Source organism: Burkholderia sp. BCC1999 (assembly GCF_905339975.1).
Taxonomy (GTDB): Bacteria; Pseudomonadota; Gammaproteobacteria; order Burkholderiales; family Burkholderiaceae; genus Burkholderia.
In genome coordinates this window covers 37078-62602 of sequence record NZ_CAJPHP010000003.1, presented here as the reverse complement: position 1 = coordinate 62602, position 25525 = coordinate 37078, and the positions used below count along the sequence as shown (strand labels likewise).

The following is a 25525-nucleotide window of genomic DNA, read 5'->3' as shown; positions in this document are numbered from 1 at the left end:
GGAACAGAGACGGAGACAGGAGATGGATCGCTTCAAGCAGATCGAGACGTTCGTGCGGGTGGCCGATGCCGGCAGCCTCGCGGCGGCGGCGCTCGAGGAGGGCGTGTCGCCGGTGGTGCTCGGGCGGCGCATCGACGCGCTGGAGAAGCGCCTCGGCGTGAAGCTGATGTACCGCTCGACGCGGCGGCTGGTGGTCAGCGAGGAGGGCGCCGCGTTCCTCGAGCGCTGCCGCGGGCTGCTGTCCGAATGGGACCAGGCCGAGAACGAACTGGCCGCCGGGCGGCGTGCGGTCAGCGGGCACCTGATCGTATCGGCGCCCGCCGCGTTCGGGCGCAAGCACGTTGCGCCGCACGCGCCCGGCTTTCTGGTCGACAAGCCCGAGATGCAGCTGTCGTTCAACCTGACCGACCGCGTCGTCGATCTCGTGCGCGAAGGCTACGACCTGTCGATCCGGATCGGCGGCGCCGTCGATCCGAACTTCGTCGCGGTGAAGCTCGCGTCGAACCGGCGCGTCGTGTGCGGCACGCCCGAGTATTTCCGGCGGCACGGCCGGCCGAAGTCGCTCGACGACCTGCTGAAGCACAACTGCCTCGCGTTCAACCTGCAGGGCGGGCAGAACCGAGGCTGGTATTTCCAGCGCCACGGCAAGATCGCGACGATGCGCGTGGCCGGCAACCTCGACTGCAACGACGGCGAGCTGCTGCACCGCTGGGTGGCCGAGGGGCTCGGGCTCGGCTGGCGCTCGACGTGGGAAATTGCCGCGCAGCTCGAGACGGGCGCGCTGGAGACGGTGCTCGACGAATACGCGCTGCCGGACTACGACATCCTCGCGGTCTACCCGCAGCAGCGCTACGTGCCGGCGCGCGTGCGCTATTTCATCGACTACCTGCGCGACGCGTATGCGCACCCCGGTTACTGGAGCACCACGCCGTAACGGGAGGCGGGCGGCCCGGCGATTTTTTACGCTTCGTGTGCCCGGCGCGGGAATAAACTCGACGCAGCAACGGTATGGTCATCGAGCGCGCACGTTGCCGGTCTGTCCGGGCACCGTGCGCGGAACGGGCGCGGCATCGGCCGCCGGGACCAGGGAGGTCATGTGGCGCAAGCCGGACAGGCGGTCGATGAACGGGTGGCAGACGATGCGGTCGCGCGCGGAGAGCGGTTTCGCGTGCTCGTGCTGCCGCATCTCGACGCCGCGTACAACCTCGCCCGCTGGCTGAGCGGCAACGCCGGCGACGCGGACGACGTCGTCCAGGACGCGTGCATGCGCGCGCTGCGCTTCGTCGATTCGTGTCGCGGCGACAATGCGCGGCCGTGGCTGCTGACGATCGTGCGCCACACCTGGTACACGGAGTGGCGGCGCCGCACGCATGCGCACGAAGTCGAGCTGCCCGACACGCTCGACGACACCGACGTGCCCGACGACTGGCAGCCGGCGACGGAGGATCCGCTGGCGCACTTGCTGCGCGGCGAGAACGTGCGGCTCGTGAATGCGGCGCTCGCGAAGCTGCCGCCCGAATACCGCGAGGTGCTCGTGCTGCGCGAGATGGAGGACCTGAGTTATCGCGAGATCGCGGCGATCGCGGACGTGCCGGTCGGCACGGTGATGTCGCGGCTCGCGCGCGGCCGGCGCAAGCTCGCCGCGCTGCTGGGCGGCGCGCCGGCACCGGCGCCCGAAGGCAGGCCGGGCCGTACGCCGGCCGGCGGAACCGCATCGGAGGCTATCGATGGACTGTAACGAAGCGCGAGCGTTGCTGGACGCGGACGTCGACCGCGAGCTGTCGGCGCCCGATGCGTTGCGGGTCCAGCAGCATGTCGAAGGGTGCGACGCGTGCCGCCGCGAACGCGCGCGTATCGTCACGCTGGTGCAGGCCGTGCGGCAGGCCGATTATCACCGTGCGCCGGATGCGTTGCGGGCGAGCATTCTTGCGAGCCTGCCTGCCGCGGCCGACGCGCCTGCCCGCGAGCCGTCTCGGGCGGAGCCGCGGCCTGAATCCCGATCGCAGTCGCAGCGGCGGCCGCGCGAGCGCAACTGGTGGTCCTGGCTGCCGGGGAGTGGCGGGTCGGCACGGCCGGCCACGGCCGGCACCGGGCCGCGCGTCGCGGCATTACCGGGGCTCGGCTGGGGCGTCGCGTTGCTGGTGGCGCTCGCGGCGGCGGGCGGGATGACGCTGTCCGCGCGCCACGCCGATACCGACCGCACGGTCGACGAACTCGTCTCGAGCCACGTGCGGGCCGACCTGTCGGCGCGCGATATCGACGTGATCTCGACCGACCGGCACACGGTCAAGCCGTGGTTCAACGGCCGGCTCGACTACGCACCGCCGGTCGAGGATCTCGCGGCGAACGGCTTCGCGCTGGTCGGCGGCCGGCTCGACTACGTTGGGCGGCGTCGCGTCGCGGTGCTCGTCTACCGCTACCGGCAGCATGTGATCGACGTCTACGTGCGGCCGGCCGGGGAAGGTCCCGCGGCGCCGTACACGACCGTGTCGCAGGGTTATGCGCTCGACCGCTGGGACGCGGCCGGGATGACGTGGTGGGCCGTGACCGACGCCGAGCCGTCGGCGCTCACGGCGTTCCGCACGGCGCTCGACGCGCGGCTTTCCGGCACGCGCAGCGAGTGACGGCGCGATGGCTGCTGCGCGCCGGTGCGCGCGCGACTTGAGTTCAGACCCCGATAAAAAAGAACTGAAGGGCGGCCGTGCGCACCGGCCGCCCGTTCAAGTCGTTGAAAACATGGCCGAATCCGCGCGCCGATCGTTGATTGGTCTTGCATGCGCCCCGTAATCGGGTTAGAATCTTCGGCTTCTCACTTGCCACACCGGTTCAGACGCCCGGGTGGCTTTAATCCACAAGGAGTGTGTAATGCGTCATTACGAAATCGTATTCATCGTGCACCCCGATCAGAGCGAGCAAGTGCCCGCGATGATCGAGCGCTACAAGTCCACGATCACGTCGCACGGCGGCCAGATCCACCGCGTCGAAGACTGGGGCCGTCGCCAACTGGCCTACATGATCGAGAAACTCGCGAAGGCTCACTACGTCTGCATGAACATCGAGTGCGACCAGACGACGCTCGACGAACTCGAACACGCGTTCAAGTTCAACGACGCCGTGCTGCGCCACCTCATCGTCAAGATGAAGAAGGCCGAAACCGGCCCGTCGCCGATGATGAAGGAAGTTCAGCGCGAAGAAGCCAAGAAGGCGGCTGCAGCTCAGCCGACCGAAGCGCAGGCTTAAGTTCGTCATTCATTAAGCCATCAAGGAGCGCGCCACTCTCGTGAACAGGTTGCAATTGACGGCGAGCGTCGTCGAACGCGCACCGGTGCGATATACGCCGGCAGGTGTTCCGATCGCTAGCGCCACATTGCAGCACCGCACGGAAGTCGTCGAAGCAGGCATCCGCCGTCAGGTCGAAATGACGATCGAGGCGGTGGCGGCCGGTGAGGCGAGCGGCAGGCTGGAAAGTCGTGAAATGGGCGTCGAAACGCTGTTCACGGGCTTCCTGGCCAAGAAAAGCCGCAACGCGAGAACCTTGGTGTTTCACATCACAGCATTGCAGGACATTGGAAAGGACTGAAATCATGCCCCGCCCGACTGGTAAGAAATTCGACAAGCGTCGTCAGCAACAAAACCCGCTCTTCAAGCGCAAGAAGTTCTGCCGTTTCACGGCTGCAGGCGTCGATCAGATCGACTACAAGGACACGGAAACGCTGAAGGACTTCATCGGCGAAAACGGCAAGATCACGCCGGCGCGTCTGACGGGTACGAAGGCGCACTATCAGCGTCAGCTCGACACGGCAATCAAGCGTGCGCGTTTCCTCGCGCTGCTGCCGTACACCGATCAGCACAAGGCGTAACTCGGCGACGCCATAAGGAGAATTCGAATGCAAATCATTCTGTTGGAAAAAGTCGCCAATCTGGGCAACCTCGGCGACATCGTCAAGGTCAAGGACGGTTACGCTCGCAACTTCCTGATCCCGAACCGCAAGGCTCGCCGTGCAACGAAGGAAGCGATCGCTGAATTCGAAGTGCGCCGCGCTGAACTCGAAAAGATCGCCGCTGAAAAGCTGGCAGCATCGCAGGCAGTCGGCGAGAAGCTGAACGGCCAGTCGTTCGAAATCACGCAGAAGTCGGGCGTTGACGGCCGTCTGTTCGGCTCGGTCACGAACGGCGACGTCGCGGAACTGCTGAAGAAGGCAGGTTTCGAAGTCGAGAAGCTGCAAGTTCGCATGCCGGAAGGCCCGCTGAAGATGATCGGCGAGCACAACGTCCAGGTCGCGCTGCACACGGACGTCGTCGTCGACGTCACGATCAACGTGATCGGCGACCACGCGTAAGCGTACGCAAGCTTTCCGGGCGGCTTCCGCCGTCCGGACAAGGGCAGGCGCCCGGGCAACCGGGGCCTGCCTTTTTTATTGCCCGATCGCCTCAGCGGTAGCGCAGCTGCGATCTATTCGCGATAATCCCAACCCATGAACGCGCCGCAAGATCCCCAAATCGAATCGCTGAAAGTCCCGCCGCATTCGGTCGAAGCCGAACAGTCGGTGCTCGGCGGCCTGTTGCTCGACAACGCGGCATGGGACCGGATTGCCGACTTCCTGTCGCAGGGCGATTTCTATCGCTACGACCACCGGATCATCTACGAGCACATCGGCCGGCTGATCGCGTCGACGCGCCCGGCCGACGTCGTGACCGTGTACGAAGCGATGGTCACGTCCGGCAAGGCCGAAGACGTCGGCGGGCTCGCGTACCTGAACGCACTCGCGCAGAACACGCCGAGCGCGGCGAACATCCGTCGTTATGCCGAAATCGTGCGCGATCGCGCGGTGCTGCGCCGGCTCGTGTCGGTCGCCGATGAAATCTCGGCCGACGCGTTCAATCCGCAGGGCAAGGAAGTGCGTCAGCTGCTCGACGAAGCCGAGTCGAAGGTGTTCTCGATCGCTGAAGAAGGCGCGCGCGGCAACCAGGGCTTCCTTGAGATCGGCCCGCTGCTCACGCAGGTGGTCGAGCGCATCGACACGCTGTACCACACCGCGAATCCGAGCGACGTCACGGGTACGCCGACGGGCTTCGTCGACCTCGACCGGATGACGTCCGGGATGCACGGCGGCGAACTGATCATCGTCGCAGGGCGCCCGTCGATGGGTAAGACGGCATTCTCGATGAACATCGGCGAATACGTCGCGGTCGAGTACGGGCTGCCGGTCGCGGTGTTCTCGATGGAAATGCCGGGTACCCAGCTCGTGATGCGTATGCTCGGCTCGATCGGCCGGCTCGACCAGCACCGGATGCGAACGGGCCGCCTGACGGACGAGGATTGGCCGAAGCTGACGCATGCGGTGCAGAAGATGAGCGAGGCGCAGCTCTTCATCGACGAGACGGGCGGCCTGAACCCGATGGAACTGCGCTCGCGCGCGCGGCGTCTGGCGCGGCAATGCGGCAAGCTCGGCCTGATCATCGTCGACTACCTGCAGCTGATGTCGGGTTCGTCGCAGGGCGAGAACCGTGCGACCGAAATCTCGGAAATCTCGCGATCGCTGAAGAGCCTCGCGAAGGAACTCGACGTGCCGGTGATCGCGCTGTCGCAGCTGAACCGCGGCCTCGAACAGCGTCCGAACAAGCGTCCGGTGATGTCCGATTTGCGCGAATCGGGCGCAATCGAACAGGATGCGGACGTGATCCTGTTCATTTACCGCGACGAAGTTTACAACCCGGACAGCCCCGACAAGGGCACGGCGGAAATCATCATCGGCAAGCAGCGTAACGGTCCGATCGGCCCCGTTCGGCTCACGTTCCTGGGGCAATACACGAAGTTCGATAACTTTGCAGGGGCGCAGACGTTCTACGGCGAGTAACGCCGATTGTAAAGCCCTAAATCGCCAAACGTTGTATCCAATCCCGGCGCGCGCATGTGCGCGCGTCGCGTCGCGACCGAAAACGGTACAATGTCGCCCGTTTTCGTGACAGTAGTTTGACAATCTCTCAGGAATCCCATGTTCGGTCGATTCATGCCCACCGAGGGCAAGTTCTTTGAACTCTTCAACGCGCACGCGAAGCACATCGTTTCCGGTGGCCGCGAGCTCGAACTGCTGATCGACAATCTCGCCGACGCCGAGATTCACAAGCAAAACGTGCAAACCGCCGAGAAGGCCGCCGACAAGCTCACGCACGAGGCGATCGATCTGCTGCACAAGACTTTCATCACGCCGCTCGATCGCGACGAGATCCACAAGCTGATCACGACGATGGATGACATCCTCGACCTGATGGAAGACGTCGCGACGGCCGTGTCGCTGTACGACGTGCGCGCCGTCACGTCCGAGGCGAGCCAGCTCGCGCACATCGTCACGCAGTCGGCCCAGCACGTGCAGCAGGCGGTCGGGCTGCTGTCCGACATGAAGCAGTCGGCACAGATCCTCAAGCAGTGCGAGGAGATCGACCGCTGGGAGTCGGAGGCCGATCGCGTGCTGCGCGCGGCGATGTCGAAGCTGTTCCGCGAGGAAGACGACGTGAAGACGCTCATCAAGCTGAAGGCGATCTACGAGCTGCTCGAAGAGATCACCGACAAGTGCGAGGACGTCGCGAACATCATCGAAGGCATCGTGCTGGAAAACGCCTGAGCGGACCACGATGCATTCGATACAACTCGCCCTCTGGATGGTCGCGACGCTTGTGCTCGTCGCGCTCGTATTCGACTTCATGAACGGCTTTCACGACGCGGCGAACTCGATCGCCACCGTCGTGTCGACCGGGGTGCTGAAGCCCCAGCAGGCCGTCGTGTTCGCGGCCGCGTTCAATGTGATCGCGTATTTCATCTTCCACCTTAAAGTCGCGCAGACCGTCGGCAAAGGCACGATCGACCCCGAGATCGTCGACCACTACGTCATATTCGGCGCGCTGGTCGGTGCGATCGGCTGGAACGTGATCACCTGGTACTACGGGATTCCGTCGAGCTCGTCGCACGCGCTGATCGGCGGTCTCGTCGGCGCAGCGCTGGCGAAGTCGGGCTGGGGCTCGCTGAACATCGACGGGCTGCTGAAGACGGTTGCGTTCATCTTCATTTCGCCGCTGCTCGGCTTCATTCTCGGTTCGCTGTTCATGCTCGGCGTGTCGTGGCTGTACTTCCGTACCGCGCCCAGCAAGGTCGACCGGCGCTTCCGCCGGCTGCAGCTGCTGTCGGCCGGCCTGTACAGTCTCGGCCACGGCGGCAACGACGCACAGAAGACGATCGGCATCATCTGGATGCTGCTGATCGCGAGCGGCTACGCATCGGCCACCGCCGACGCGCCGCCGGCATGGGTGATCGGTGCGTGCTATCTGTCGATGGGCCTCGGCACGCTGTTCGGCGGCTGGCGCATCGTGCGTACGATGGGCCAGAAGATCACGAAGCTCAAGCCGGTCGGTGGCTTCTGCGCGGAAAGCGGCGGGGCGATCACGCTGTTCATCGCGTCGTTCCTCGGCATTCCCGTGTCGACTACGCACACGATCACCGGCGCGATCGTCGGTGTCGGCGCGACGCAGAAGCTGTCGGCCGTGCGCTGGGGCGTCGCCGGCAACATCGTGTGGGCGTGGGTGCTGACGCTGCCCGCAGCCGCGCTGTTCGCGGCCGGCGGATGGTGGCTCGGCCACCAGATCTTCTGATCGCCGACACAGCCGGATCGACATGAAATGCGCCGCAAGCCGAAAGGCTGCGGCGCATTTTCTTTTGGGGCGGGGCGTTGGCGACGGAACGAACGGGCGGAGCGGCGGCCGATGCCGCCAACGTTACTCACCGTCGCGGTTCGGGCAACCGGTCAGTAATTTCCGTTCGCAAATCGCGCGATCGGATCGTCTGCGGTGCTGGTGCGCGGGCTGACGGGCGCGGATTGCGTCGACGCACGCAATACCTGCACGGGGGCGGGCTCGATACTGCGCGCAGAGGCCGACGCAGTGGCGGGCGGCGGTTCGGCATCGAACGCGGCGGCCTGGGCGGCCGTCAGCGCGGTCGTCGGAATCTGCGTGCCGGATTCCGACGGGGCGGCGGGCGCCGCATTGGCCGTCATCGCGGTCATGCCGTCATTCATCGAGGATACCTGTTGCTGCGCTGCCTGCATGCGCGGCGGTGGCGGTTCGTACGGATCGGCGGCCGGGGCCGCAGGGGCTGCTGCGGCGGTCGTCACGACCGGCGCGGCCGCGATGACCGGAGCGGGTGCAGGCGCTTGCGTCGTTTTCGCTTGCGACGATGCGTAGGCAGGCGGCCGCGGCGCAGCGGCAGTCGCGACCACCGCGGCCGGCGCAGCTGCCGGCAGGTTGCGCGGCTCGTCGCGCTTCGCCTCGTAGGTCGGCGCATCGAACGGCGTCGGCGCCGTGCGCGGCGGCGCGACGCGGCGAATGCCGTCGAAACGCTTGGCCCAGTACGGGTTCGTCAGGTAGTCGAGCCGCACGGTGCCGCCGGTCGACGGCGCATTGACGAAGCGCAGCTTGCCGACATAGATGCCGACGTGCGAATGCGGCCGCCCGGTCGTATTGAAGAAAATCAGGTCGCCCGGCGCGATCTCGTCGGGTTCGATCGACACGCCGCGGCCGCTCATGTCGGCGGTCGTGCGCGGCAGGTTGACGTCGGCCGCGCGGCCGATCACGTAGCGCACGAGCCCGCTGCAGTCGAAGCCGCTCGTCGGCGTGTTGCCGCCCCAGCGATACGGGACGCCGACGAGGCTCATCGCCTGGATCGAGATTTCTTCCTGGCCGACACTGTGATCGACGAATTTCGGGAAATTGGCCGGAGCAGGGAACGCGCGCGGCGTTGTGATCTTCATGCCCGACGCGGGACGCGATGCCGACTGCGGCGGCACGCTGGAGCAGGCCGCAAGCAGGGAAACGACGGCAACGGGAACCCAGATTCGAAGCATGGCGAGGCGGGCGAGCGCGGCGCGCTCGCGAATCGTATGACAACAGACAGACCCGATGGTAGACGTTCCGGCGGGGCTTAAGCAACCATTCTTGAGAATTTACTTGAAGTTTCGCGCGTAAACTGCGTTGTTGCGTGACGAAGCATTACTTTTCTCTTCGACCCCAAATAAAAACGGCGCTCCGGAAACGGAGCGCCGTGTGGCGTCGACAGCCGGCCGATCGGCCGGCTTGCGGTGTTACAGGATGTCCGACGCGTAGTCGGCAAGCCGTGAACGTTCGCCGCGAGCGAGCGTCACGTGGCCGCTGTGGCCCCAGCCCTTGAAGCGATCGACGACGTAGGTCAGGCCCGAGCTGCCTTCGGTCAGGTAAGGCGTGTCGATCTGCGCGATGTTGCCGAGGCACACGATCTTCGTGCCGGGGCCCGCGCGCGTGACGAGCGTCTTCATCTGCTTCGGCGTCAGGTTCTGCGCCTCGTCGATGATCAGGTACTTGTCGACGAACGTGCGGCCGCGCATGAAGTTCATGCTCTTCACCTTCAGGCGCGAACGGATCAGCTCCTGCGTTGCGGCGCGGCCCCATTCGCCGGCAGCGTCGTCGGTCTTCTGCAGCACTTCGAGGTTGTCATCGAATGCGCCCATCCACGGCTGCATCTTCTCTTCCTCGGTACCGGGCAGGAAACCGATGTCCTCGCCGACGGGCACGGTCGCGCGCGTCACGATGATCTCGTTGTAGCGCTTGTCGTCGAGCACCTGCGCGAGGCCGGCCGCGAGCGCGACGAGCGTCTTGCCGGTGCCGGCCTGGCCGAGCAGCGTGACGAAGTCGATCTCGGGGTTCATCAGCAGGTTCAGCGCGAAATTCTGCTCGCGGTTGCGCGCGGTGATGCCCCACACGTTGTTCTTGTGGTGGCTGTAGTCGCGCAGCGTCTGCAGCAGCGCCGTCTTGCCGTTCAGTTCGCGGACGATCGCATGGAACGTCGGCTCGCCGTTCTGCGGCTCGAGATAGACGAACTCGTTGACCAGCATCGACGCGACGAGCGGGCCGGTCACGCGGTAGTACGTGGTGCCCGTCTTCGTGTCCTGCCAGCTCTCCATGCCCTTGGCATGCTTGGTCCAGAAGTCCTGCGGCAGCTCGCGCACGCCGTTGTACAGGAGATCCGAATCCTCGAGCACCTGGTCGTTGAAGTAGTCTTCAGCGGGCAGGCCGAGCGCATGCGCCTTGATCCGCATGTTGATGTCTTTCGACACCAGCACGACCTGGCGGTCTGGCCGGTCGCGCTGCAGCGCGCGCACGACGCCGAGGATCTGGTTGTCGGCCTTGCCTTCGGGCAAGCCTTCGACCGGCGCGATGTCGGTGAGCTTCGTCTGGAAGTACAGGCGGCCGACCGCTTCGCGGCTGCCGAGGCGCGACAGCGGGATGCCGGCCGTGATCGGGCCCGCATCGGCGACCAGCGCGTCGAGCGTGCGGCTGACCTGGCGTGCGTTGCGCGCGACTTCGGACATCCCCTTCTTGTGGTTGTCGAGTTCCTCGAGCGTCATCATCGGCAGATAGACGTCGTGTTCCTCGAAGCGGAAGAGGCTGCTCGGGTCGTGCATCAGCACGTTGGTGTCGAGCACGAACAGTTTCTGCTGTTCGACTTCGGCAGGCTTGCGGCTGCGCGACTTCGTCGCGGCGCCAGTGTCGCGCGCGGGTGCCGCGGCCGGTTTGTCGGCAGCCGGCTTGTCGTTGCGCGCGACGACCGGCGCCGCGGGTTCGGCGGGCGCCTGCATCGGCTGCAACAGTGCGGCCGTCTGTTTGGTCTTGCGACCGCGTGCGGGTGCGCTCGCGGTTTCCTGCGCCGAAGACGCGACGGCGCGCAGAGGCGCGGCCGTGTTCGCGGCTTCGATCATCGGTTGGGCCACGCTCGCCGGACCGTAGTCACCGGCTGTGGATGCGTCCCCTTCGGCGGATTTCTTCGCGGCTTTCGCGGGCCGCGCTTTCGCCTTGTATTCGTCGGGCGGCAGCAGGCTGCCGAGCTTGCTGGGGGGGGTAGGCAAAGGCATGGTGTCCCTCGGGAGAATCGTGTCGCATGACGTGCGCCGCTGATCGCATCCTGCGTGACGTAGACGCATGCAGTTTGCGCGCGGTGGCGCACAGGAATTTCGTCTAGCCGGTTCGCCTAAGTGTCGATCAGCTCCTCGATGCGGTTAGGGCCGGACCGGGAGGGCCGGCGCGCAATCCATAAAAAAAGCCGCTGCCCCGTCGACAGGGACATGCGGCTCGGCTGATACCGTCGTGATGCGCTTCAGGTGCCGGGAAGCATCGCATCGAGCACCGGCGCAGCTACGAGAAATATGGGGCGAACTGGCATTCATTGCGGCCCAATATAACGCGCCTCAAAGCGCTTGTACAGCACTTAGCACGTCGTCCACATGACCCGGCACCTTGATGCCGCGCCATGCCTGACGGAGCACGCCGTCGGCGTCGATCAGGAACGTCGAGCGCTCGATTCCGCGCACTTCCTTGCCATACATTTTCTTCATCTTGATGACATCGAACAGCGCGCACAGCGCTTCGTCGGCATCGGAGATCAGCGGGAACGGCAGTTCGAGCTTTGCCTTGAAGTTGTCATGCGAGCGCAGGCTGTCGCGCGACACGCCGATGACTTCCGCACCGGCTTTCTTGAACTTCGGATAGAGATCGCGGAACTGCAGCCCTTCGGTCGTGCAGCCAGGCGTGTTGTCCTTCGGATAGAAGTACAGCACGAGCTTCTTGCCTTTCAGGTCGGACAGCGAAATGTCGCCGCCCGTGGCCGGTGCAGTGAAATCGGGAACTTGACGGTCAACTTCGACAGACACGTGTTTCTCCTGTTGTTATGGAAAGGCGCCGCTGCGGCGGCGCGGTGCGGCGGGGCGTCGCGGCAGCGCGTGGCAACCGCGCCGCGGGCGACGCCGGCTCGCGCGCGAACTCAGTCGGGCTGGACGATCAGTTCGCCGGAGCGGCCGGGGATTTCGCCCCACGTGACAGGGTACGATGGCAGCGAGTCGCGGTCCAGCGTCGCGTGGTAGTCGCCCATCGTCGCAAACGTGTGGCCTTGCGCGCGCCAGCCGGCGAGCAGTTGCTCGAACACGGGCGCGAGCTTCTGGCCTTCCAGTTCCGCATGCAGCGTGAACACCTGGTCGTGCGGATTGGTTTCGGTGAACTTGAGAATGTGCGCGGCGACGTTGTGCGTGTCGACGCCGTCGACGCCGAGCACTTCGTCGAGCGTCGGCAGCGTGGTCGGCATCTGCACGTGCGACAGCGTGCGGCCGCCGACGACGGGCAGGTACGGCGAATGGCCGCGCCCGTCGGATGCGTAGCGCATCCCCCATGCATCGATCTGCTCGAACGCGGCATTGTTCATCTGCCAGCCGGCCGCGCCATGCGTGACGGGCGGCGCGCCGAAGATCTCGATGAAGCGCGCGTGACTCTTCTGCATTTCACGCGCGGTCCAGTCGCGATCGCGCGCGCGGACGTTGTCCTGCCAGTACACGTGATCCCACGTGTGGATCCCGCATTCGAAGCCGGCCTCGTGAATCGCGCGCATGTCGGCGATCGCGCGGCGGCCGATGTCGGGAGCCGGCAGCAGCACGCCGTACATCAGCTGCTTCACGCCGTAGTGTTCGACCACCGATGTGCGCGACACCTTCTTCAGGAAGCCCGGGCGAAACACGCGCCGCAGCGCCCAGCCCGTGTGATCGGGCCCGAGGCTGAAGAGGAAGGTCGCGCGCGCACTGAAGCGGTCGAAGATGCGCGCGAGGTTCGGCACGCCTTCGCGCGTGCCGCGCAGCGTGTCGACGTCGATCTTGAGGACGATGCGAGCCAAGCGAACGTCCCGATCAGCCTTGCTGTTCGACGAGCGCGCGCGCGTCGGAGACGTGGCCGCGATACGCTTCGAAGATGTTGCGCAGCGCGTCGTCGAACGTTGCCTGCGGCGCCCAGCCGAGCTCCTGCATCGTGTTGTCGATCTTCGGCACGCGATTCTGCACGTCCTGGTAGCCGTTGCCGTAGTAGGCGCCGGAGGTCGTCTCGACGAGCTTCACCTGCTTGGCCGAATCGGCGTACTCGGTGTATTCCGCGGCCAGTTCGAGCATCTTGTGCGCGAGCTCGCGAACCGAGAAGTTGTTCTTCGGATTCCCGATGTTGTAGATCTTGCCCGACGCGACGCCGTCCTTGTTCTCGATGATCTTCATCAGCGCGCTGATGCCGTCGCCGATGTCGGTGAACGCGCGCTTCTGCGAGCCGCCGTCGACGAGGCTGATGTTTTCGCCGCGCACGATGTGGCCGAGGAACTGCGTGACCACGCGCGAGCTGCCTTCCTTCGGCGTGTAGATCGAGTCGAGGCCCGGGCCGATCCAGTTGAACGGACGGAACAGCGTGAAGTTCAGGCCTTCCATCCCGTAACCCCAGATCACGCGGTCCATCAGCTGCTTCGAGCAGGCGTAGATCCAGCGCGGCTTGTTGATCGGGCCGTAGGTGAGCGCCGATGCATCGGGGTCGAACTGCTCGTCCGAGCACATGCCGTAGACCTCGGAGGTCGACGGGAACACGAGGTGCTTGCCGTACTTGACGGCCGAACGCACGATCGGCAGGTTCGCCTCGAAGTCGAGTTCGAACACGCGCAGCGGCTGCTGGACGTAGGTGGCGGGCGTCGCGATCGCGACGAGCGGCAGGATCACGTCGCACTTCTTCACGTGATACTCGACCCACTCCTTGTTGATCGTGATGTCGCCTTCGAAGAAATGCATCCGCTCGTGGTTGACGAGATCGCCAAGCCGGTCGGTCTGCATGTCCATGCCGAACACTTCCCAATCGGTGGTTTCAAGAATGCGCTTCGACAGGTGATGGCCGATGAAGCCGTTCACACCCAGGATCAGGACTTTTTTTGCTTTCATGAATGACGGGAAGAATGAATGAACTGCGCGAATTCCGCGGGCGTCACGACGGTTTCGCTGCCGTCGCGCTGCTGCCACAGCTCGAGAATGGATAGGGCGCGGCTGTCGCCGCAGACGCCGAATAGCGCATTATCGCTTACGTGCAGGCCGGGCGGCAAATCTGCCGCGGCGGCCGCGGCCGCGCTGCCGGGCGCCGCGAGGCGCGCGCGCGCGATCACGAAACGCGTGCCGGCGAAGTCCGTAAACGCGCCCGGATACGGGGGCGCGACCGCGCGCACCAGGTTGTAGACCTGCGCGGCCGGTTTCGACCAGTCGACGCGGCCATCTTCAGGCTTGCGCCCGCCGTAGTAGCTGCCGGTCGACAGATCGTTCGGCAGGTGCGCCGCCTCGCCCGCGAGCAGTGCGGGCAGCACGCGCCAGAGCGTCTGCTCGGCCGCCACCGTGACCTTGTCGAACACCTGCGTGGCCGTGTCGTCCGGCAGGATCGGCACCGCGGTCTGGCCGATGATCGCGCCCGCGTCGGGTTTTGCGGCCATTTCGTGCAGCGTCGCGCCGGTTTCGGTCTCGCCATTCAGCACGGCCCAGTTGGTCGGTACCCGACCCCGATATTTCGGCAGCAGCGAACCGTGCATGTTGTACGCGCCACGCGGCGCGATCGCGAGCAGGTCCACCGGCAGCATGTGACGGTAGTAGAACGAGAAGATGAAATCGGGCTGCGCGTCGGACACCGCGCGGCGCAGTGCCGGATCGGCGGGATCGGCCGGCGTGACGACCGGAATGCCGTGCTCGGCCGCGACCGACGCGACACTGCCGAACCAGATGTTCTCGTTCGGGTTGTCCTCGTGCGTGACGACGAGCGCGACGTCGACGCCGCGCGCGAGCAGCACCTGCAGGCAGCGCACGCCGACGTTGTGATACGCGAAGACGACTGCGCGCGGCTTCATTGGCCGGCTCCCGTGCGGTTCGCGCCGGCCGGCACCGGCGGCATGCCGTCGTGCTGCTCGAGCACGGCCTGGATCAGGTAGCGCGGCCGTGCGCGCACCTGCTGGTAGATGCGGCCGACGTACTCGCCGAGCAGGCCGAGCGCGAAGATGATCACGCCGAGCAGGAAGAACGTGATCGCGAACAGCGTGAACACACCTTGCACTTCCGCGCCGACGATGAAGCGTCGCACGAGCAGCAGCACGAACAGCGCGGCGGAGCCGAGCGACAGGATCACGCCGATGAACGACAGCCATTGCAGCGGCACGACCGAGAAGCCGGTCACGAGGTCGAAGTTCAGCCGGATCAGGCTGTACAGCGAATACTTCGATTCGCCTGCGAAGCGTTCCTCGTGCGCGACCTCGATTTCGGTCGGCTTCTGCGCGAACGTGTACGCGAGCGCGGGGATGAACGTGTTGACTTCGCCGCACACGTTGATCGTGTCGATGATGCGGCGGCTGTACGCGCGCAGCATGCAGCCCTGGTCCGTCATCTTGATGCGCGTGATGCGTTCGCGCAGCCGGTTCATCATCTGCGACGCCTTGCGCCGCCACAGGCTGTCCTGGCGCTGCTTGCGGATCGAGCCGACGTAGTCGTAGCCCTCGCGCATCTTCGCGATCAGCTTGCCGATTTCCTCGGGCGGATTCTGCAGGTCGGCGTCGAGCGTGATGACGATCTCGCCGTGCGACTGCGCGAAGCCCGCGAGAATGGCCATGTGCTGGCCGTAGTTGCCGTTGAGCAGCACGACGCGTGTCGTGTCGGGCCGTACGTGGAACTGATCGGCGAGCATCGCGGCCGAGCGGTCGCGGCTGCCGTCGTTGATCAGGATCACTTCGTATGACGTGTCGAGTGCGTCGAGCGCCGGATACAGTCGCGCGAACAGCGCGGCGAGGCCATCTTCCTCGTTGTACACGGGGATGATGACCGATACTTCGGGCCGGCCGGCGTCCAGGTGTCCGGCGCCCGGGTGCCCGGCGCGTGCTTCAAGGTGACTCATGTACGCTTATTTTCCGTATTGTTCGCAAATCTGGTTGATGGCGTCGACCACGCGACGCACGTCGCCTTCCGTCATCTGCGTGAACAGCGGCAGCGTGACGGTCGACGCGCCGTACCGCTCGGCGTGGGGGAACATGCCCTCCTTGAAGCCGCGCGCGCGGTACAGCGTGAAAAGATGGATCGCCGGGTAGTGGATGCCCGTGCCGATGCCGCGTTCCTTCAGCTGCGCCATGAACTCGGCGCGCGTGATCGTCAGGCGCTCGAGCGGCAGCGTGATGAGGAACATGTGCCAGTTGCTGTTCTCGAAGTCGGCAACCGGCAGGCCGACGCCGAGCTTCACGGCCGCGCTACCGTCGAACGCGTCGAAATACGCACGGGCGAGCGCGCGGCGCTGCGCGGTGAAGCGGTCGATGTGCGGCAGCTGGCCGAGGCCGACGCGGGCGGCGACGTCCGTCAGGTTGTACTTGCCGCCGAGCACGTCGCAGTCCATCCCGTCGAAGCCGGTGCGCGTGATGCCCTGCAGCCGGTACTTCTGCGCGAGCGTCGCTTCGTCCTCGTTGTTCAGCACGAGCGCGCCGCCTTCGATCGTCGTCAGGTTCTTGTTCGCGTGGAAGCTGAACGACACGATGTCGCCGATCGCGCCGATGCGCTTGCCGTTCCACGTCGAGCCGAATGCCTGCGCGGCGTCTTCGATCACGCGCAGCTTGTGCGCGCGCGCGATCGCGTACAGGCGGTCCATGTCGACCGGCAGGCCGGACAGGAACACGGGGATGATCGCCTTCGTACGCGGCGTGATCGCCTGCTCGAGCTTGTCGAGGTCGATGTTGCGCGTGACGGGATCGATGTCGGCAAACACGGGCGTCGCGCCGGTTTCGATGATCACGTTGCTGGTCGAGACCCACGACGCCGGCGTCGTGATGACCTCGTCACCGGCACCGACACCCGCGATGCGCAGGCCGATCTCGAGCGTGCAGGTGCCCGAATTGAACGCGCGGACCGGACGGCCGCCACAGTACTCGGACAGCGCCGCTTCGAACTTCTGGCTCTGCGGGCCGGTGGTGATCCAGCCCGAGCGCAGCACTTCGACGACGCCCTGAATGGTTTCCTCGTCGATTTCCGGGCGGGTGAACGGCAGAAACGGAGCGGTATTCTGGCTCATGAACGCGTTGGCCTGTAATGGCGTGTAATAAAAGGGTCGGGCGATCCCGCCCGAAACCGGCATTAAACACCGGTTGGCGGATTCGCACCGTGATTTTTTGTAGGCGGACGCTTAACGCCGCGGGGCGTGCTCAGCTGCGTGCGAGCACGAGCACCCCGATCAGGATGATGCCGATGCCGATGAGCCGCTGGACCGACAGCACCTCGCCGAACAGGTACCAGGCCGCGAACGCGTTGACGACGTAGCCGAGCGACAGCATCGGGTACGCGATCGACACGTCGACCCGCGACAGCCCGAGAATCCAGACCACGACGCTCAGCACGTAGCAGCCGAGGCCGCCGATGATCGGCAGCTGGGTCGCGATCTTCAGGCCGACCGGGATGATGTTCGCACGGCTGAATTCGAAGTGCCCGACGGCGTTGACGCCGGCTTTCAGCAAAAGTTGCGCAACGGCGTTGAGCATCACGCCGGTGACGATGCAGACCAACGATACGGGATTCATGCGACGGGCGTCCTTACGATTGCGGTTTCTCGACGATCACGCGACGGTTGTCACGCGCGATCACGCGCATCGGCACGCCTTGCTTGACCAGCGTGTCGTACTGGCCGGGCGGCATGATCGCGAGCGCATGGGTTTCCTGCTTCCAGCGCGTGATCCATTCGTCGACGGTCGGAATCCACTTGTTCGGCTCCATCGAGATCCCGAACGCGAGCTCGTCCTGGCGCTGGACCATGATCGTCGTGTGGCCCATGTAGAACGGGAACGTGTGGTCGAGCATCTCGATCGAGTAGAACGGCGTGTCGGGCGGCAGTTTCGCCAGTTCGGCGCGCACGGCGGGGGCGAGCAGCGCGCCCGAGCTGTAGCGACCGAACTCGTCGTGCCCCGTGCCGCCGATCGTGCCGAACGCGAGCCATGCGGCGCCGAAGGCGGTGATCGCGGCGGCCACGCCCGTGCGGCGGTTCAGCCACGCGGCCGCGAGCGTCAGCGCGGCCGAGACCGCGAGGCCCGCGTACAGCCACATCTGGAACACGCGGTACAGCGCATTCGGCGTGCGGGCGTCGCCCTGGTAGGCGAGGAAGATGATCCCGAACGCGGCGACGACGAAGAACACGAGGTAGCCGAGCAGGTGGCGGCGGAACCGGTCGGCCGTCATCAGCGGCAGGTACGCGCCGATGATCAGCGCAAGCGCCGGCGCGACCGGCAGCACGTAGGAGATCAGCTTCGAATGCGACGTGCTGAAGAACAGGAAGATGAAAGCGCTCCAGATCAGCAGCACGAGCATCGGCGAGAAGCCGTTCGGCTGGCGCGGCATCCGCAGCGCATGGCGGATGCTCTGCCACGCGACCGACAGCCACGGCAGGAAGCCGACCAGCAGCACCGGCACGAAGTAGTACAGCGGGCCCGGGCGGTTCTGTTCCGGGGTCAGGTACCGGCGGAACTGCTGGACGATGAAGAAGAAATTGAAGAACTCGGGGTTGCGCTGCTGGACGAGCACGAACCACGGCGTGACGATCGCGAAGAAGATCACGAGGCCGCTCACCAGGTACAGGCGCTTCCACAGCGCCCAGTCGCGCGCGACCAGCGTATAGAGCACGAGCACGGCGCCGGGCAGGATCAGGCCGACGAGGCCCTTGGACAGCACCGCGAACGCCATCGCGGCCCAGCACGTCCACATCCAGCCGCGCACCGCGGCCGGACGCAGCCCGGGGCGTTGCGCGAGCAGCAGCGAGCAGAGCGACAGCGCCATCCAGAACGCGAGCCCCATGTCGAGCGCGTTGAAGTGGCCCATCAGGTTCCAGTACGGCGAACACGCGAGCACGACGGCCGCGAGGAAGCCCGACAGCGGGTTGAACAGGCGCGCGCCGGTGTAGCCGACGAGCAGCACGCCGGCGAAGCTCGCCACGGCCGTGTAGAGGCGCGCCTGCCATTCGCCGATGCCGAACCACGCGAACGTGAGCGCATTCAGCCAGGTCTGGAGCGGCGGCTTCTCGAAGTACTTGTAGCCGTTGTAGCGCGGCGTGATCCAGTCGCCGGTGACGAACATCTCGCGCGCCATTTCCGCGTAGCGGCCTTCGTCGCTCGGGATCAGGTGGCGCAGCCCGAGCGGCGCGAACCAGACAATCGCGAGCGCGACGAGCAGGAGGACGAGCGTGATGCGATTGAGCGGTAGCCTCGACGGCGTATCGTTCATGGATTTTCAGCCTGTTGGTTGTTGTGACGAGCCGCCGGCGGGTTGCGCCGGGGGCGGGCGGCCTGGCCGGGCCGATCGGGGGGATCGACCCGCTGCGCCGGCCCGAGTTTTACCGCATCGGGGATTAACGTTCAATTAAGAGCGCGGCGGCGACTTTCCGGCCCTCGGCCATCAGGATGTTGTAGGTGCGGCAGGCCGCCTGGAAATCCATCGTCTCGACGCCGATCCGCTTGGCCGTGAGCGCCGCGACGAGCCGCGGGTGCGGGAAGCGCAGCCGCGCGCCGCTGCCGAAGATCACGAGTTCGGGCGTCGGGTCGAGCAGCATCGCGAAATGCTCGGGCGCGAGCGCGTCGAACGACGACACGGGCCATGCCTGGACCGGCGCGCCGGGCAGCACGATGACGCTCGTTTCATGGCGTTCGAGATTGACGTCGACGTAATCGGGGCCGTAGCCGGTGACGGTATTGAGCGCGCCGCTCGTGTCCTGGTGCAGTTTCAAATCGGTATTCCGCGGTTCCGTAGGGGAATGGTTCGCTGGGCCTCAGCGGCCCGGTCTGGCCGGTTTCGCGCGCCTGGCCACGTGGGGACGCCTGACGGCGCGGGCCCGGCGCGGCTATGGTGCATTGCGAAAGTCGGCCAAAATCCGCTAAATTATAACTTTTTGGTCGCCCCCGGGCGCCACTTGCGTCGTGCGTCGCCACAAGCTGCGTCCGACCGCCCGCTTTTTTCCAGTCTAGACAGCGCGCACAGACCGGCCGCTTTCCAGTTTTGATCCCGTCCCCCCCGGCCGCAAGGCCAACCCAGGAACCGTGTCGTCGTGAAACCGATTCAGAAGTCGAACAAGCTGCTCAACGTCTGCTACGACATCCGTGGCCCGGTGCTCGAGCACGCGAAGCGCCTCGAGGAAGAAGGCCACCGCATCATCAAGCTGAACATCGGCAACCTCGCGCCGTTCGGTTTCGACGCGCCGGACGAGATCATCCAGGACATGATCCGCAACCTGCCGGCGTCGTCCGGCTATTCGGATTCGAAGGGCGTGTTCTCGGCGCGCAAGGCCGTGATGCACTACACGCAGGAAAAGGGCGTCGTGGGCGTCGGCCTCGATGACATCTACATCGGCAACGGCGCGTCCGAGCTGATCGTGATGGCGACCCAGGCGCTGCTGAACGACGGCGACGAAGTGCTGCTGCCCGCGCCCGACTACCCACTGTGGACGGCGGCGGTGAGCCTGTCGGGCGGCACGCCCGTGCACTACGTGTGTGACGAGCAGAACGCGTGGATGCCCGATCTCGACGACATCCGCAGCAAGATCACGCCGAACACGAAGGCGATCGTCGTCATCAACCCGAACAACCCGACGGGCGCGCTTTATTCCGACGAATTGCTGCTCGAGCTGCTCGACATCGCGCGCCAGCACGGGCTGATCGTGTTCGCCGACGAGGTTTACGACAAGATCGTCTACGACGGCCTCGAGCACACGGCGATGGGTTCGCTGTCGGAAGACGTGATCACCGTGACGTTCAACAGTCTGTCGAAGAGCTATCGCTCGTGCGGCTACCGCGCGGGCTGGATGGCCGTGTCGGGCCTCGGAGGCGACAACCGCCGGCGCGCGAAGGATTATCTCGAGGGGCTCGGCATCCTGTCGTCGATGCGCCTGTGCGCGAACGTGCCCGGGCAATTCGCGATCCAGACCGCGCTCGGCGGCTACCAGAGCATCAACGAGCTGATCGTGCCGAGCGGGCGCCTCTTCAAGCAGCGCGAGCTCGCGTATGACATGCTTACGTCGATCCCGGGCGTGACCTGCGTGAAGCCGCAGGCCGCGCTGTACATGTTCCCGCGCCTCGATCCGAAGCTCTACCCGATCCAGAACGACCAGCAATTCATTCTCGACCTGTTGCTCGAGGAGCGCGTGCTGCTGGTGCAGGGCACGGGCTTCAACTGGGCGACGCCCGACCACTTCCGCGTGGTCTTCCTGCCGAACCTCGACGACCTGACCGATTCGATCAACCGGATCGCACGCTTCCTCGACGGCTACCGCAAGCGCCATTCGGTCTGAGCGGGCAGTGTCACACGGAATTCACTACTTCTTACTCATCGATCACACGCAGCATGGAACCGATCAAAGTTGGCCTGTTGGGCTTCGGCACGGTGGGCAGCGGCACCTTCACGGTGCTGCGCCGCAACCAGGAAGAAATCAAGCGACGCGCGGGGCGCGGCATCGAGGTGGCGCGCATTGCCGTGCGCAACCCGGCCAAAGCGCAGGCAGCGCTCGGCGGTGACGCCGCCGCCGCACAGATCACCGATGACTTCAATGCAGTCGTCGACGATCCGTCGATCGCGATCATCGCCGAGATGATCGGCGGCACGGGCATCGCGCGGGAGCTCGTGCTGCGCGCGATCGCGAACGGCAAGCATGTCGTGACGGCGAACAAGGCGCTGCTCGCGGTGCACGGCACCGAGATCTTCGAAGCGGCGCGCGAAAAGGGCGTGATGGTTGCATTCGAAGCGGCCGTCGCCGGCGGCATCCCGATCATCAAGGCGCTGCGCGAAGGCCTCACCGCGAACCGTATCCAGTACATCGCCGGCATCATCAACGGCACGACCAACTACATCCTGTCGGAAATGCGCGACCGCGGGCTCGACTTCGCGACCGCGCTGAAGGCCGCGCAGGAGCTCGGCTACGCGGAAGCCGATCCGACCTTCGACATCGAAGGCGTCGACGCCGCGCACAAGGCGACGATCATGAGCGCGATCGCGTTCGGCGTGCCGGTGCAGTTCGACCGTGCATACGTCGAAGGCATCAGCAAGCTCGACGCGACCGATATCCGCTACGCGGAGGAGCTCGGCTACCGGATCAAGCTGCTCGGCATCACGCGCCGCGCCGAAAACGGCATCGAGCTGCGCGTGCATCCGACGCTGATCCCGGAAAAGCGCCTGCTCGCGAACGTCGAGGGTGCGATGAACGCGGTCGTCGTGCACGGCGACGCGGTCGGCACGACGCTGTACTACGGCAAGGGCGCGGGCGCGGAGCCGACCGCATCGGCCGTGGTCGCGGATCTCGTCGACGTCACGCGTCTGCATACGGCCGACCCGGAGCATCGCGTGCCGCATCTCGCGTTCCAGCCGGACAGCCTGTCGAACACGCCGATTTTGCCGATCGAGGAAGTGACGAGCGGCTACTACCTGCGCCTGCGCGTCGCCGATCAGACCGGCGTGCTGGCGGACATCACGCGCATCCTCGCCGCGTCGGGCATCTCGATCGACGCGCTGCTGCAGAAGGAATCGGAGCAGGTGGACGACGCGAACGGCGAAACCGACATCATCCTGATCACGCACGAAACGGTCGAGAAGAACGTCAATGCGGCGATCGCGCAAATCGAGAGCCTCGCGACGGTCGTGTCGAAGGTGACGAAGCTGCGCATGGAAGCGCTGAACTGAGGACGAAAGGCGACATGAACTACATCTCCACGCGCGGCGCCGGCATCGGCGAGCGCCATACGTTCTCCGACATCCTGCTCGGCGGTCTCGCGAAGGACGGCGGGCTCTACCTGCCGGCCGAGTATCCGAAGGTGTCCGCCGACGAGCTCGCGCGCTGGCGTACGCTGTCGTATGCGGATCTCGCGTTCGAGATCCTGTCGAAATTCTGCGACGACGTGCCGGCCGACGACCTGCGCGCGATCACGCGCCGCACGTACACGGCCGCCGTGTACAGCAACACGCGCCACGGCGAGAATGCGTCCGACATCACGCCGCTGAAGACGCTCGGCACCGAGAACGGCACGGCGCTGTCGCTGCTCGAACTGTCGAACGGCCCGACGCTCGCGTTCAAGGACATGGCGATGCAGCTGCTCGGCAACCTGTTCGAGTACACGCTCGCGAAGCACGGCGAAGCGCTGAACATCCTCGGCGCGACGTCGGGAGATACCGGCAGCGCGGCCGAGTACGCCATGCGTGGCAAGGCCGGCGTGCGCGTGTTCATGCTGTCGCCGCACAAGAAGATGAGCGCGTTCCAGACGGCACAGATGTTCAGCCTGCAGGATCCGAACATCTTCAACCTCGCGGTCGAGGGCGTGTTCGACGACTGCCAGGACATCGTGAAGGCCGTGTCGAACGATCACGCGTTCAAGGCGCAGCAGAAGATCGGCACCGTCAACTCGATCAACTGGGCGCGTGTCGTCGCGCAGGTCGTGTACTACTTCAAGGGTTACTTCGCCGCGACGCAGTCCAACGACGAGCGCGTGTCGTTCACGGTGCCGTCGGGCAACTTCGGCAACGTCTGCGCGGGTCACATCGCGCGAATGATGGGGCTGCCGATCGCGAAGCTCGTGGTCGCAACGAACGAGAACGACGTGCTCGACGAGTTCTTCCGTACGGGCGCGTATCGCGTGCGCAGCGCCGAGAACACGTATCACACGAGCAGCCCGAGCATGGACATCTCGAAGGCGTCGAACTTCGAGCGCTTCGTGTTCGACCTGCTCGGCCGCGATCCGGTGCGCGTGATGCAGCTGTTCCGCGATGTCGAGGAGAAGGGCGGTTTCGATCTCGCGGCGAGCGGCGATTTCGCGCGCGTCGCGGAGTTCGGCTTCGTGTCGGGCCGCAGCAGCCACACCGATCGTATCGCGACGATCCGCGACGTGTTCTCGCGCTACGACACGATGATCGATACGCACACGGCCGACGGCGTGAAGGTCGCGCGCGAGCACCTGGATGCAGGCGTGCCGATGGTCGTGCTCGAAACGGCGCAGCCGATCAAGTTCGGCGAGACGATTCGCGAGGCACTCGATCGCGAAGCCGAGCGTCCGGCTGCATTCGACGGGCTCGAGGCGCTGCCGCAGCGCTTCGAGGTCGTGAACGCCGACGCGCAGCAGGTGAAGGACTTCATCGTCGCCCACACGGGCGCATGACGCATGGCCGGGCCCGCGGGCCCGGCTGCGCAGGACGGCCGGAATGCCGATTCGTCGCACGGATCGGGGTTCCGGCCGTTTCGTTTGGCGCCCGGGCATGGCCTGTTGCACGAAACAAGTGCCAGACCCGCGCGTTCGCGCTGATCACAGTTTTCGCATGTCCGCCATATCGCGCGTCCGTGTGACGGCGTCGCTACAATGACGTATTGATTCCAACGATCCCCGATCCCATCGATGTCGAACCCGAATCCCGCGGCGCCGCGCGCGCCGATGCTGTCGACTGCCGAGGCGCTGGCCGCGCTGCTCGATGCCGCGAAACCGCTGCCCGGCGCCGAAACCGTCCCCACGCTCGATGCGCTCGGCCGCGTGCTGGCCGCCGACGTGAGCTCGCCGCTCGACGTGCCGCCGATGCATACGAGCGCGATGGACGGTTATGCGGTGCGCGTCGCCGACCTGCTGCACGGCGATCGGCGGTTGCCGGTGTCGCAGCGCATTCCGGCCGGCCATCCGGCTCAACCGCTTGCGGCCGGCACGGCCGCGCGGATCTTCACCGGTGCGACGGTGCCGCCCGGCGCCGATGCGGTCGTGATGCAGGAGCAGACATCGGCCGACGGAGACGCGGTCGAGATCCTGCACACGCCGAAGGCCGGTGAGTGGATCACCGCGCAGGGCGCGGACATCCGCCAGGGCTCGGTGATCCTGCCGGCCGGCACGCGGCTCACGCCGCAGGCGCTCGGCCTGGCCGCCTCGGTCGGCTGCGCGCAGTTGTCGGTTGCACGGCGGATTCGCGTCGCGGTGTTCTTCACCGGCGACGAGCTGACGATGCCCGGCGAGCCGCTGAAGCCCGGCGCCATCTACAACTCGAACCGCTTCACGCTGCGCGGGTTGCTGGAGCGGCTCGGCTGCCACGTGACCGATTACGGGATCGTGCCCGATTCGCTCGCCGCGACGCGCGACACGCTGCGCGAGGCTGCGCGCGATCACGACGTGATCCTGACGAGCGGCGGTGTATCGGTCGGCGACGAGGATCACGTGAAGCCGGCCGTCGAGTCCGAAGGGCGGCTCGCACTGTGGCAGATCGCGATGAAGCCCGGCAAGCCGCTCGCGTACGGCGCGGTGCGCCGCGGCGACGAGCGTGCCGATGCGCACTTCATCGGGTTGCCCGGCAACCCCGTCTCGAGCTTCGTCACGTTCCTGCTGTTCGTGCGGCCGTTCCTGCTGCGCCTGTCCGGCGTGCGCGACGTCGCGCCGCGCGCGTTGTCGCTGCGGGCGGACTTTTCGCAAGGCAAGGGCGATCGGCGCAACGAATTCCTGCGTGCGCGCGTCAACGCGGCCGGCGGCCTCGACCTGTTCCCGAACCAGAGCTCGGCGGTGCTGACGTCGACGGTCTGGGGCGACGGCCTGATCGACAATCCGCCGCAGCATGCGATCAGCGCCGGCGAGACCGTGCGTTTCATTCCGTTTTCCGAACTGCTGTCGTAACGCGACGGC

At 65.8% G+C, this 25525-nt stretch carries 25 protein-coding genes; 14 read left to right on the top strand and 11 right to left on the bottom strand.

What is annotated here, in order from left to right:
* The first annotated feature begins 22 nt into the window (after positions 1-22).
* The 10 genes from U5809_RS04940 (at position 23) to U5809_RS04895 (ending at position 7644) form a co-directional block, all read left to right on the top strand.
* Entirely contained in the window at positions 23-934 is a 912-nt protein-coding gene (locus U5809_RS04940; RefSeq protein ID WP_322085757.1) for a LysR substrate-binding domain-containing protein, read from the top strand.
* Positions 935-1096: 162 nt separating this feature from the next.
* The gene (locus tag U5809_RS04935; protein ID WP_282505266.1) at positions 1097-1738 is read left to right on the top strand and encodes an RNA polymerase sigma factor; all 642 of its coding nucleotides are present in this window, start codon (positions 1097-1099) and stop codon (positions 1736-1738) included.
* Entirely contained in the window at positions 1728-2624 is an 897-nt protein-coding gene (locus U5809_RS04930) for an anti-sigma factor (protein ID WP_322085756.1), read from the top strand. Before U5809_RS04935 ends, U5809_RS04930 begins: the two co-directional genes overlap by 11 nt.
* Positions 2625-2865: 241 nt before the next feature.
* Complete coding sequence (gene rpsF / locus U5809_RS04925) at positions 2866-3240, top strand: 30S ribosomal protein S6 (RefSeq protein ID WP_004193673.1); 375 nt, start codon at positions 2866-2868, stop codon at positions 3238-3240.
* 40 nt (positions 3241-3280) lie between these two features.
* The gene (gene priB, locus U5809_RS04920; protein WP_282505252.1) at positions 3281-3580 is read left to right on the top strand and encodes a primosomal replication protein N; all 300 of its coding nucleotides are present in this window, start codon (positions 3281-3283) and stop codon (positions 3578-3580) included.
* A gap of 4 nt (positions 3581-3584) precedes the next feature.
* Positions 3585-3860 carry a 30S ribosomal protein S18 gene (gene rpsR, locus U5809_RS04915; RefSeq protein WP_011657068.1) on the top strand — a complete coding sequence of 92 codons (276 nt, stop codon included), beginning with the start codon at positions 3585-3587 and terminating at the stop codon, positions 3858-3860.
* Positions 3861-3887: 27 nt separating this feature from the next.
* Positions 3888-4340 carry a 50S ribosomal protein L9 gene (rplI, locus tag U5809_RS04910; protein WP_021156519.1) on the top strand — a complete coding sequence of 151 codons (453 nt, stop codon included), beginning with the start codon at positions 3888-3890 and terminating at the stop codon, positions 4338-4340.
* 135 nt (positions 4341-4475) lie between these two features.
* The gene (locus U5809_RS04905; RefSeq protein WP_282505249.1) at positions 4476-5858 is read left to right on the top strand and encodes a replicative DNA helicase; all 1383 of its coding nucleotides are present in this window, start codon (positions 4476-4478) and stop codon (positions 5856-5858) included.
* Between the two features lie 138 nt (positions 5859-5996).
* Positions 5997-6623, top strand: coding sequence for a DUF47 domain-containing protein (locus U5809_RS04900; RefSeq protein WP_096503051.1), 627 nt, complete (start codon positions 5997-5999; stop codon positions 6621-6623).
* A gap of 10 nt (positions 6624-6633) precedes the next feature.
* Positions 6634-7644, top strand: a complete 1011-nt coding sequence (locus tag U5809_RS04895; RefSeq protein ID WP_021156518.1) for an inorganic phosphate transporter — start codon at positions 6634-6636, stop codon at positions 7642-7644.
* Positions 7645-7796: 152 nt separating this feature from the next.
* On the opposite strand, the gene U5809_RS04890 is transcribed toward U5809_RS04895, so the two are convergent.
* The 11 genes from U5809_RS04890 to U5809_RS04840 form a co-directional block, all read right to left on the bottom strand.
* Positions 7797-8891: a C40 family peptidase gene (locus U5809_RS04890; protein WP_322085755.1), complete on the bottom strand. Its 1095-nt coding sequence runs from the start codon at positions 8889-8891 to the stop codon at positions 7797-7799.
* A gap of 237 nt (positions 8892-9128) precedes the next feature.
* Positions 9129-10931 carry a PhoH family protein gene (locus tag U5809_RS04885; protein ID WP_282505247.1) on the bottom strand — a complete coding sequence of 601 codons (1803 nt, stop codon included), beginning with the start codon at positions 10929-10931 and terminating at the stop codon, positions 9129-9131.
* 333 nt (positions 10932-11264) lie between these two features.
* Complete coding sequence (locus U5809_RS04880; RefSeq protein ID WP_006756046.1) at positions 11265-11726, bottom strand: peroxiredoxin; 462 nt, start codon at positions 11724-11726, stop codon at positions 11265-11267.
* Positions 11727-11836: 110 nt separating this feature from the next.
* Positions 11837-12733: a polysaccharide deacetylase family protein gene (locus tag U5809_RS04875; RefSeq protein ID WP_282505246.1), complete on the bottom strand. Its 897-nt coding sequence runs from the start codon at positions 12731-12733 to the stop codon at positions 11837-11839.
* A gap of 13 nt (positions 12734-12746) precedes the next feature.
* Positions 12747-13802 (bottom strand): bifunctional UDP-4-keto-pentose/UDP-xylose synthase, encoded by a 1056-nt coding sequence (locus U5809_RS04870; RefSeq protein WP_282505245.1) that lies wholly within the window; start codon positions 13800-13802, stop codon positions 12747-12749.
* Positions 13799-14746: a formyltransferase gene (locus U5809_RS04865; protein WP_322085754.1), complete on the bottom strand. Its 948-nt coding sequence runs from the start codon at positions 14744-14746 to the stop codon at positions 13799-13801. Before U5809_RS04865 ends, U5809_RS04870 begins: the two co-directional genes overlap by 4 nt.
* Entirely contained in the window at positions 14743-15780 is a 1038-nt protein-coding gene (locus U5809_RS04860; protein ID WP_176047218.1) for a glycosyltransferase, read from the bottom strand. Before U5809_RS04860 ends, U5809_RS04865 begins: the two co-directional genes overlap by 4 nt.
* Positions 15781-15786: 6 nt before the next feature.
* On the bottom strand, positions 15787-16938 hold the full coding sequence (locus U5809_RS04855; protein ID WP_282505240.1) for a DegT/DnrJ/EryC1/StrS family aminotransferase: 1152 nt from the start codon (positions 16936-16938) through the stop codon (positions 15787-15789).
* Positions 16939-17068: 130 nt separating this feature from the next.
* On the bottom strand, positions 17069-17440 hold the full coding sequence (locus U5809_RS04850; RefSeq protein WP_153488433.1) for an SMR family transporter: 372 nt from the start codon (positions 17438-17440) through the stop codon (positions 17069-17071).
* Positions 17441-17453: 13 nt separating this feature from the next.
* On the bottom strand, positions 17454-19130 hold the full coding sequence (locus tag U5809_RS04845) for a glycosyltransferase family 39 protein (RefSeq protein WP_322085753.1): 1677 nt from the start codon (positions 19128-19130) through the stop codon (positions 17454-17456).
* A 124-nt stretch (positions 19131-19254) separates the two neighbouring features.
* On the bottom strand, positions 19255-19629 hold the full coding sequence (locus tag U5809_RS04840; RefSeq protein ID WP_012328660.1) for an Mth938-like domain-containing protein: 375 nt from the start codon (positions 19627-19629) through the stop codon (positions 19255-19257).
* A gap of 318 nt (positions 19630-19947) precedes the next feature.
* Between U5809_RS04840 and U5809_RS04835 the strand changes: the two genes are divergently transcribed.
* From U5809_RS04835 to glp, 4 genes are all read left to right on the top strand, one after another.
* Positions 19948-21186 carry a pyridoxal phosphate-dependent aminotransferase gene (locus tag U5809_RS04835; RefSeq protein WP_176047214.1) on the top strand — a complete coding sequence of 413 codons (1239 nt, stop codon included), beginning with the start codon at positions 19948-19950 and terminating at the stop codon, positions 21184-21186.
* A 53-nt stretch (positions 21187-21239) separates the two neighbouring features.
* The gene (locus U5809_RS04830; RefSeq protein ID WP_176047213.1) at positions 21240-22568 is read left to right on the top strand and encodes a homoserine dehydrogenase; all 1329 of its coding nucleotides are present in this window, start codon (positions 21240-21242) and stop codon (positions 22566-22568) included.
* A 14-nt stretch (positions 22569-22582) separates the two neighbouring features.
* Positions 22583-24034: a threonine synthase gene (gene thrC, locus U5809_RS04825; RefSeq protein ID WP_322085752.1), complete on the top strand. Its 1452-nt coding sequence runs from the start codon at positions 22583-22585 to the stop codon at positions 24032-24034.
* A 234-nt stretch (positions 24035-24268) separates the two neighbouring features.
* Positions 24269-25516, top strand: a complete 1248-nt coding sequence (gene glp, locus U5809_RS04820) for a gephyrin-like molybdotransferase Glp (RefSeq protein WP_322085751.1) — start codon at positions 24269-24271, stop codon at positions 25514-25516.
* Positions 25517-25525 lie beyond the last annotated feature (9 nt).

Bases quoted from the DNA above. Each gene is read 5' to 3' on its own strand.
- U5809_RS04940 (WP_322085757.1), top strand. From the start codon at position 23: ATGGATCGCTTCAAGCAGATCGAGACGTTCGTGCGGGTGGCCGATGCC.
- U5809_RS04930 (WP_322085756.1), top strand. From the start codon at position 1,728: ATGGACTGTAACGAAGCGCGAGCGTTGCTGGACGCGGACGTCGACCGC.
- rpsF (WP_004193673.1), top strand. From the start codon at position 2,866: ATGCGTCATTACGAAATCGTATTCATCGTGCACCCCGATCAGAGCGAG.
- rpsR (WP_011657068.1), top strand. From the start codon at position 3,585: ATGCCCCGCCCGACTGGTAAGAAATTCGACAAGCGTCGTCAGCAACAA.
- rplI (WP_021156519.1), top strand. From the start codon at position 3,888: ATGCAAATCATTCTGTTGGAAAAAGTCGCCAATCTGGGCAACCTCGGC.
- U5809_RS04905 (WP_282505249.1), top strand. From the start codon at position 4,476: ATGAACGCGCCGCAAGATCCCCAAATCGAATCGCTGAAAGTCCCGCCG.
- U5809_RS04900 (WP_096503051.1), top strand. From the start codon at position 5,997: ATGTTCGGTCGATTCATGCCCACCGAGGGCAAGTTCTTTGAACTCTTC.
- U5809_RS04895 (WP_021156518.1), top strand. From the start codon at position 6,634: ATGCATTCGATACAACTCGCCCTCTGGATGGTCGCGACGCTTGTGCTC.
- U5809_RS04890 (WP_322085755.1), bottom strand. From the start codon at position 8,891: ATGCTTCGAATCTGGGTTCCCGTTGCCGTCGTTTCCCTGCTTGCGGCC.
- U5809_RS04885 (WP_282505247.1), bottom strand. From the start codon at position 10,931: ATGCCTTTGCCTACCCCCCCCAGCAAGCTCGGCAGCCTGCTGCCGCCC.
- U5809_RS04870 (WP_282505245.1), bottom strand. From the start codon at position 13,802: ATGAAAGCAAAAAAAGTCCTGATCCTGGGTGTGAACGGCTTCATCGGC.
- U5809_RS04865 (WP_322085754.1), bottom strand. From the start codon at position 14,746: ATGAAGCCGCGCGCAGTCGTCTTCGCGTATCACAACGTCGGCGTGCGC.
- U5809_RS04860 (WP_176047218.1), bottom strand. From the start codon at position 15,780: ATGAGTCACCTTGAAGCACGCGCCGGGCACCCGGGCGCCGGACACCTG.
- U5809_RS04855 (WP_282505240.1), bottom strand. From the start codon at position 16,938: ATGAGCCAGAATACCGCTCCGTTTCTGCCGTTCACCCGCCCGGAAATC.
- U5809_RS04850 (WP_153488433.1), bottom strand. From the start codon at position 17,440: ATGAATCCCGTATCGTTGGTCTGCATCGTCACCGGCGTGATGCTCAAC.
- U5809_RS04845 (WP_322085753.1), bottom strand. From the start codon at position 19,130: ATGAACGATACGCCGTCGAGGCTACCGCTCAATCGCATCACGCTCGTC.
- U5809_RS04830 (WP_176047213.1), top strand. From the start codon at position 21,240: ATGGAACCGATCAAAGTTGGCCTGTTGGGCTTCGGCACGGTGGGCAGC.
- thrC (WP_322085752.1), top strand. From the start codon at position 22,583: ATGAACTACATCTCCACGCGCGGCGCCGGCATCGGCGAGCGCCATACG.
- glp (WP_322085751.1), top strand. From the start codon at position 24,269: ATGTCGAACCCGAATCCCGCGGCGCCGCGCGCGCCGATGCTGTCGACT.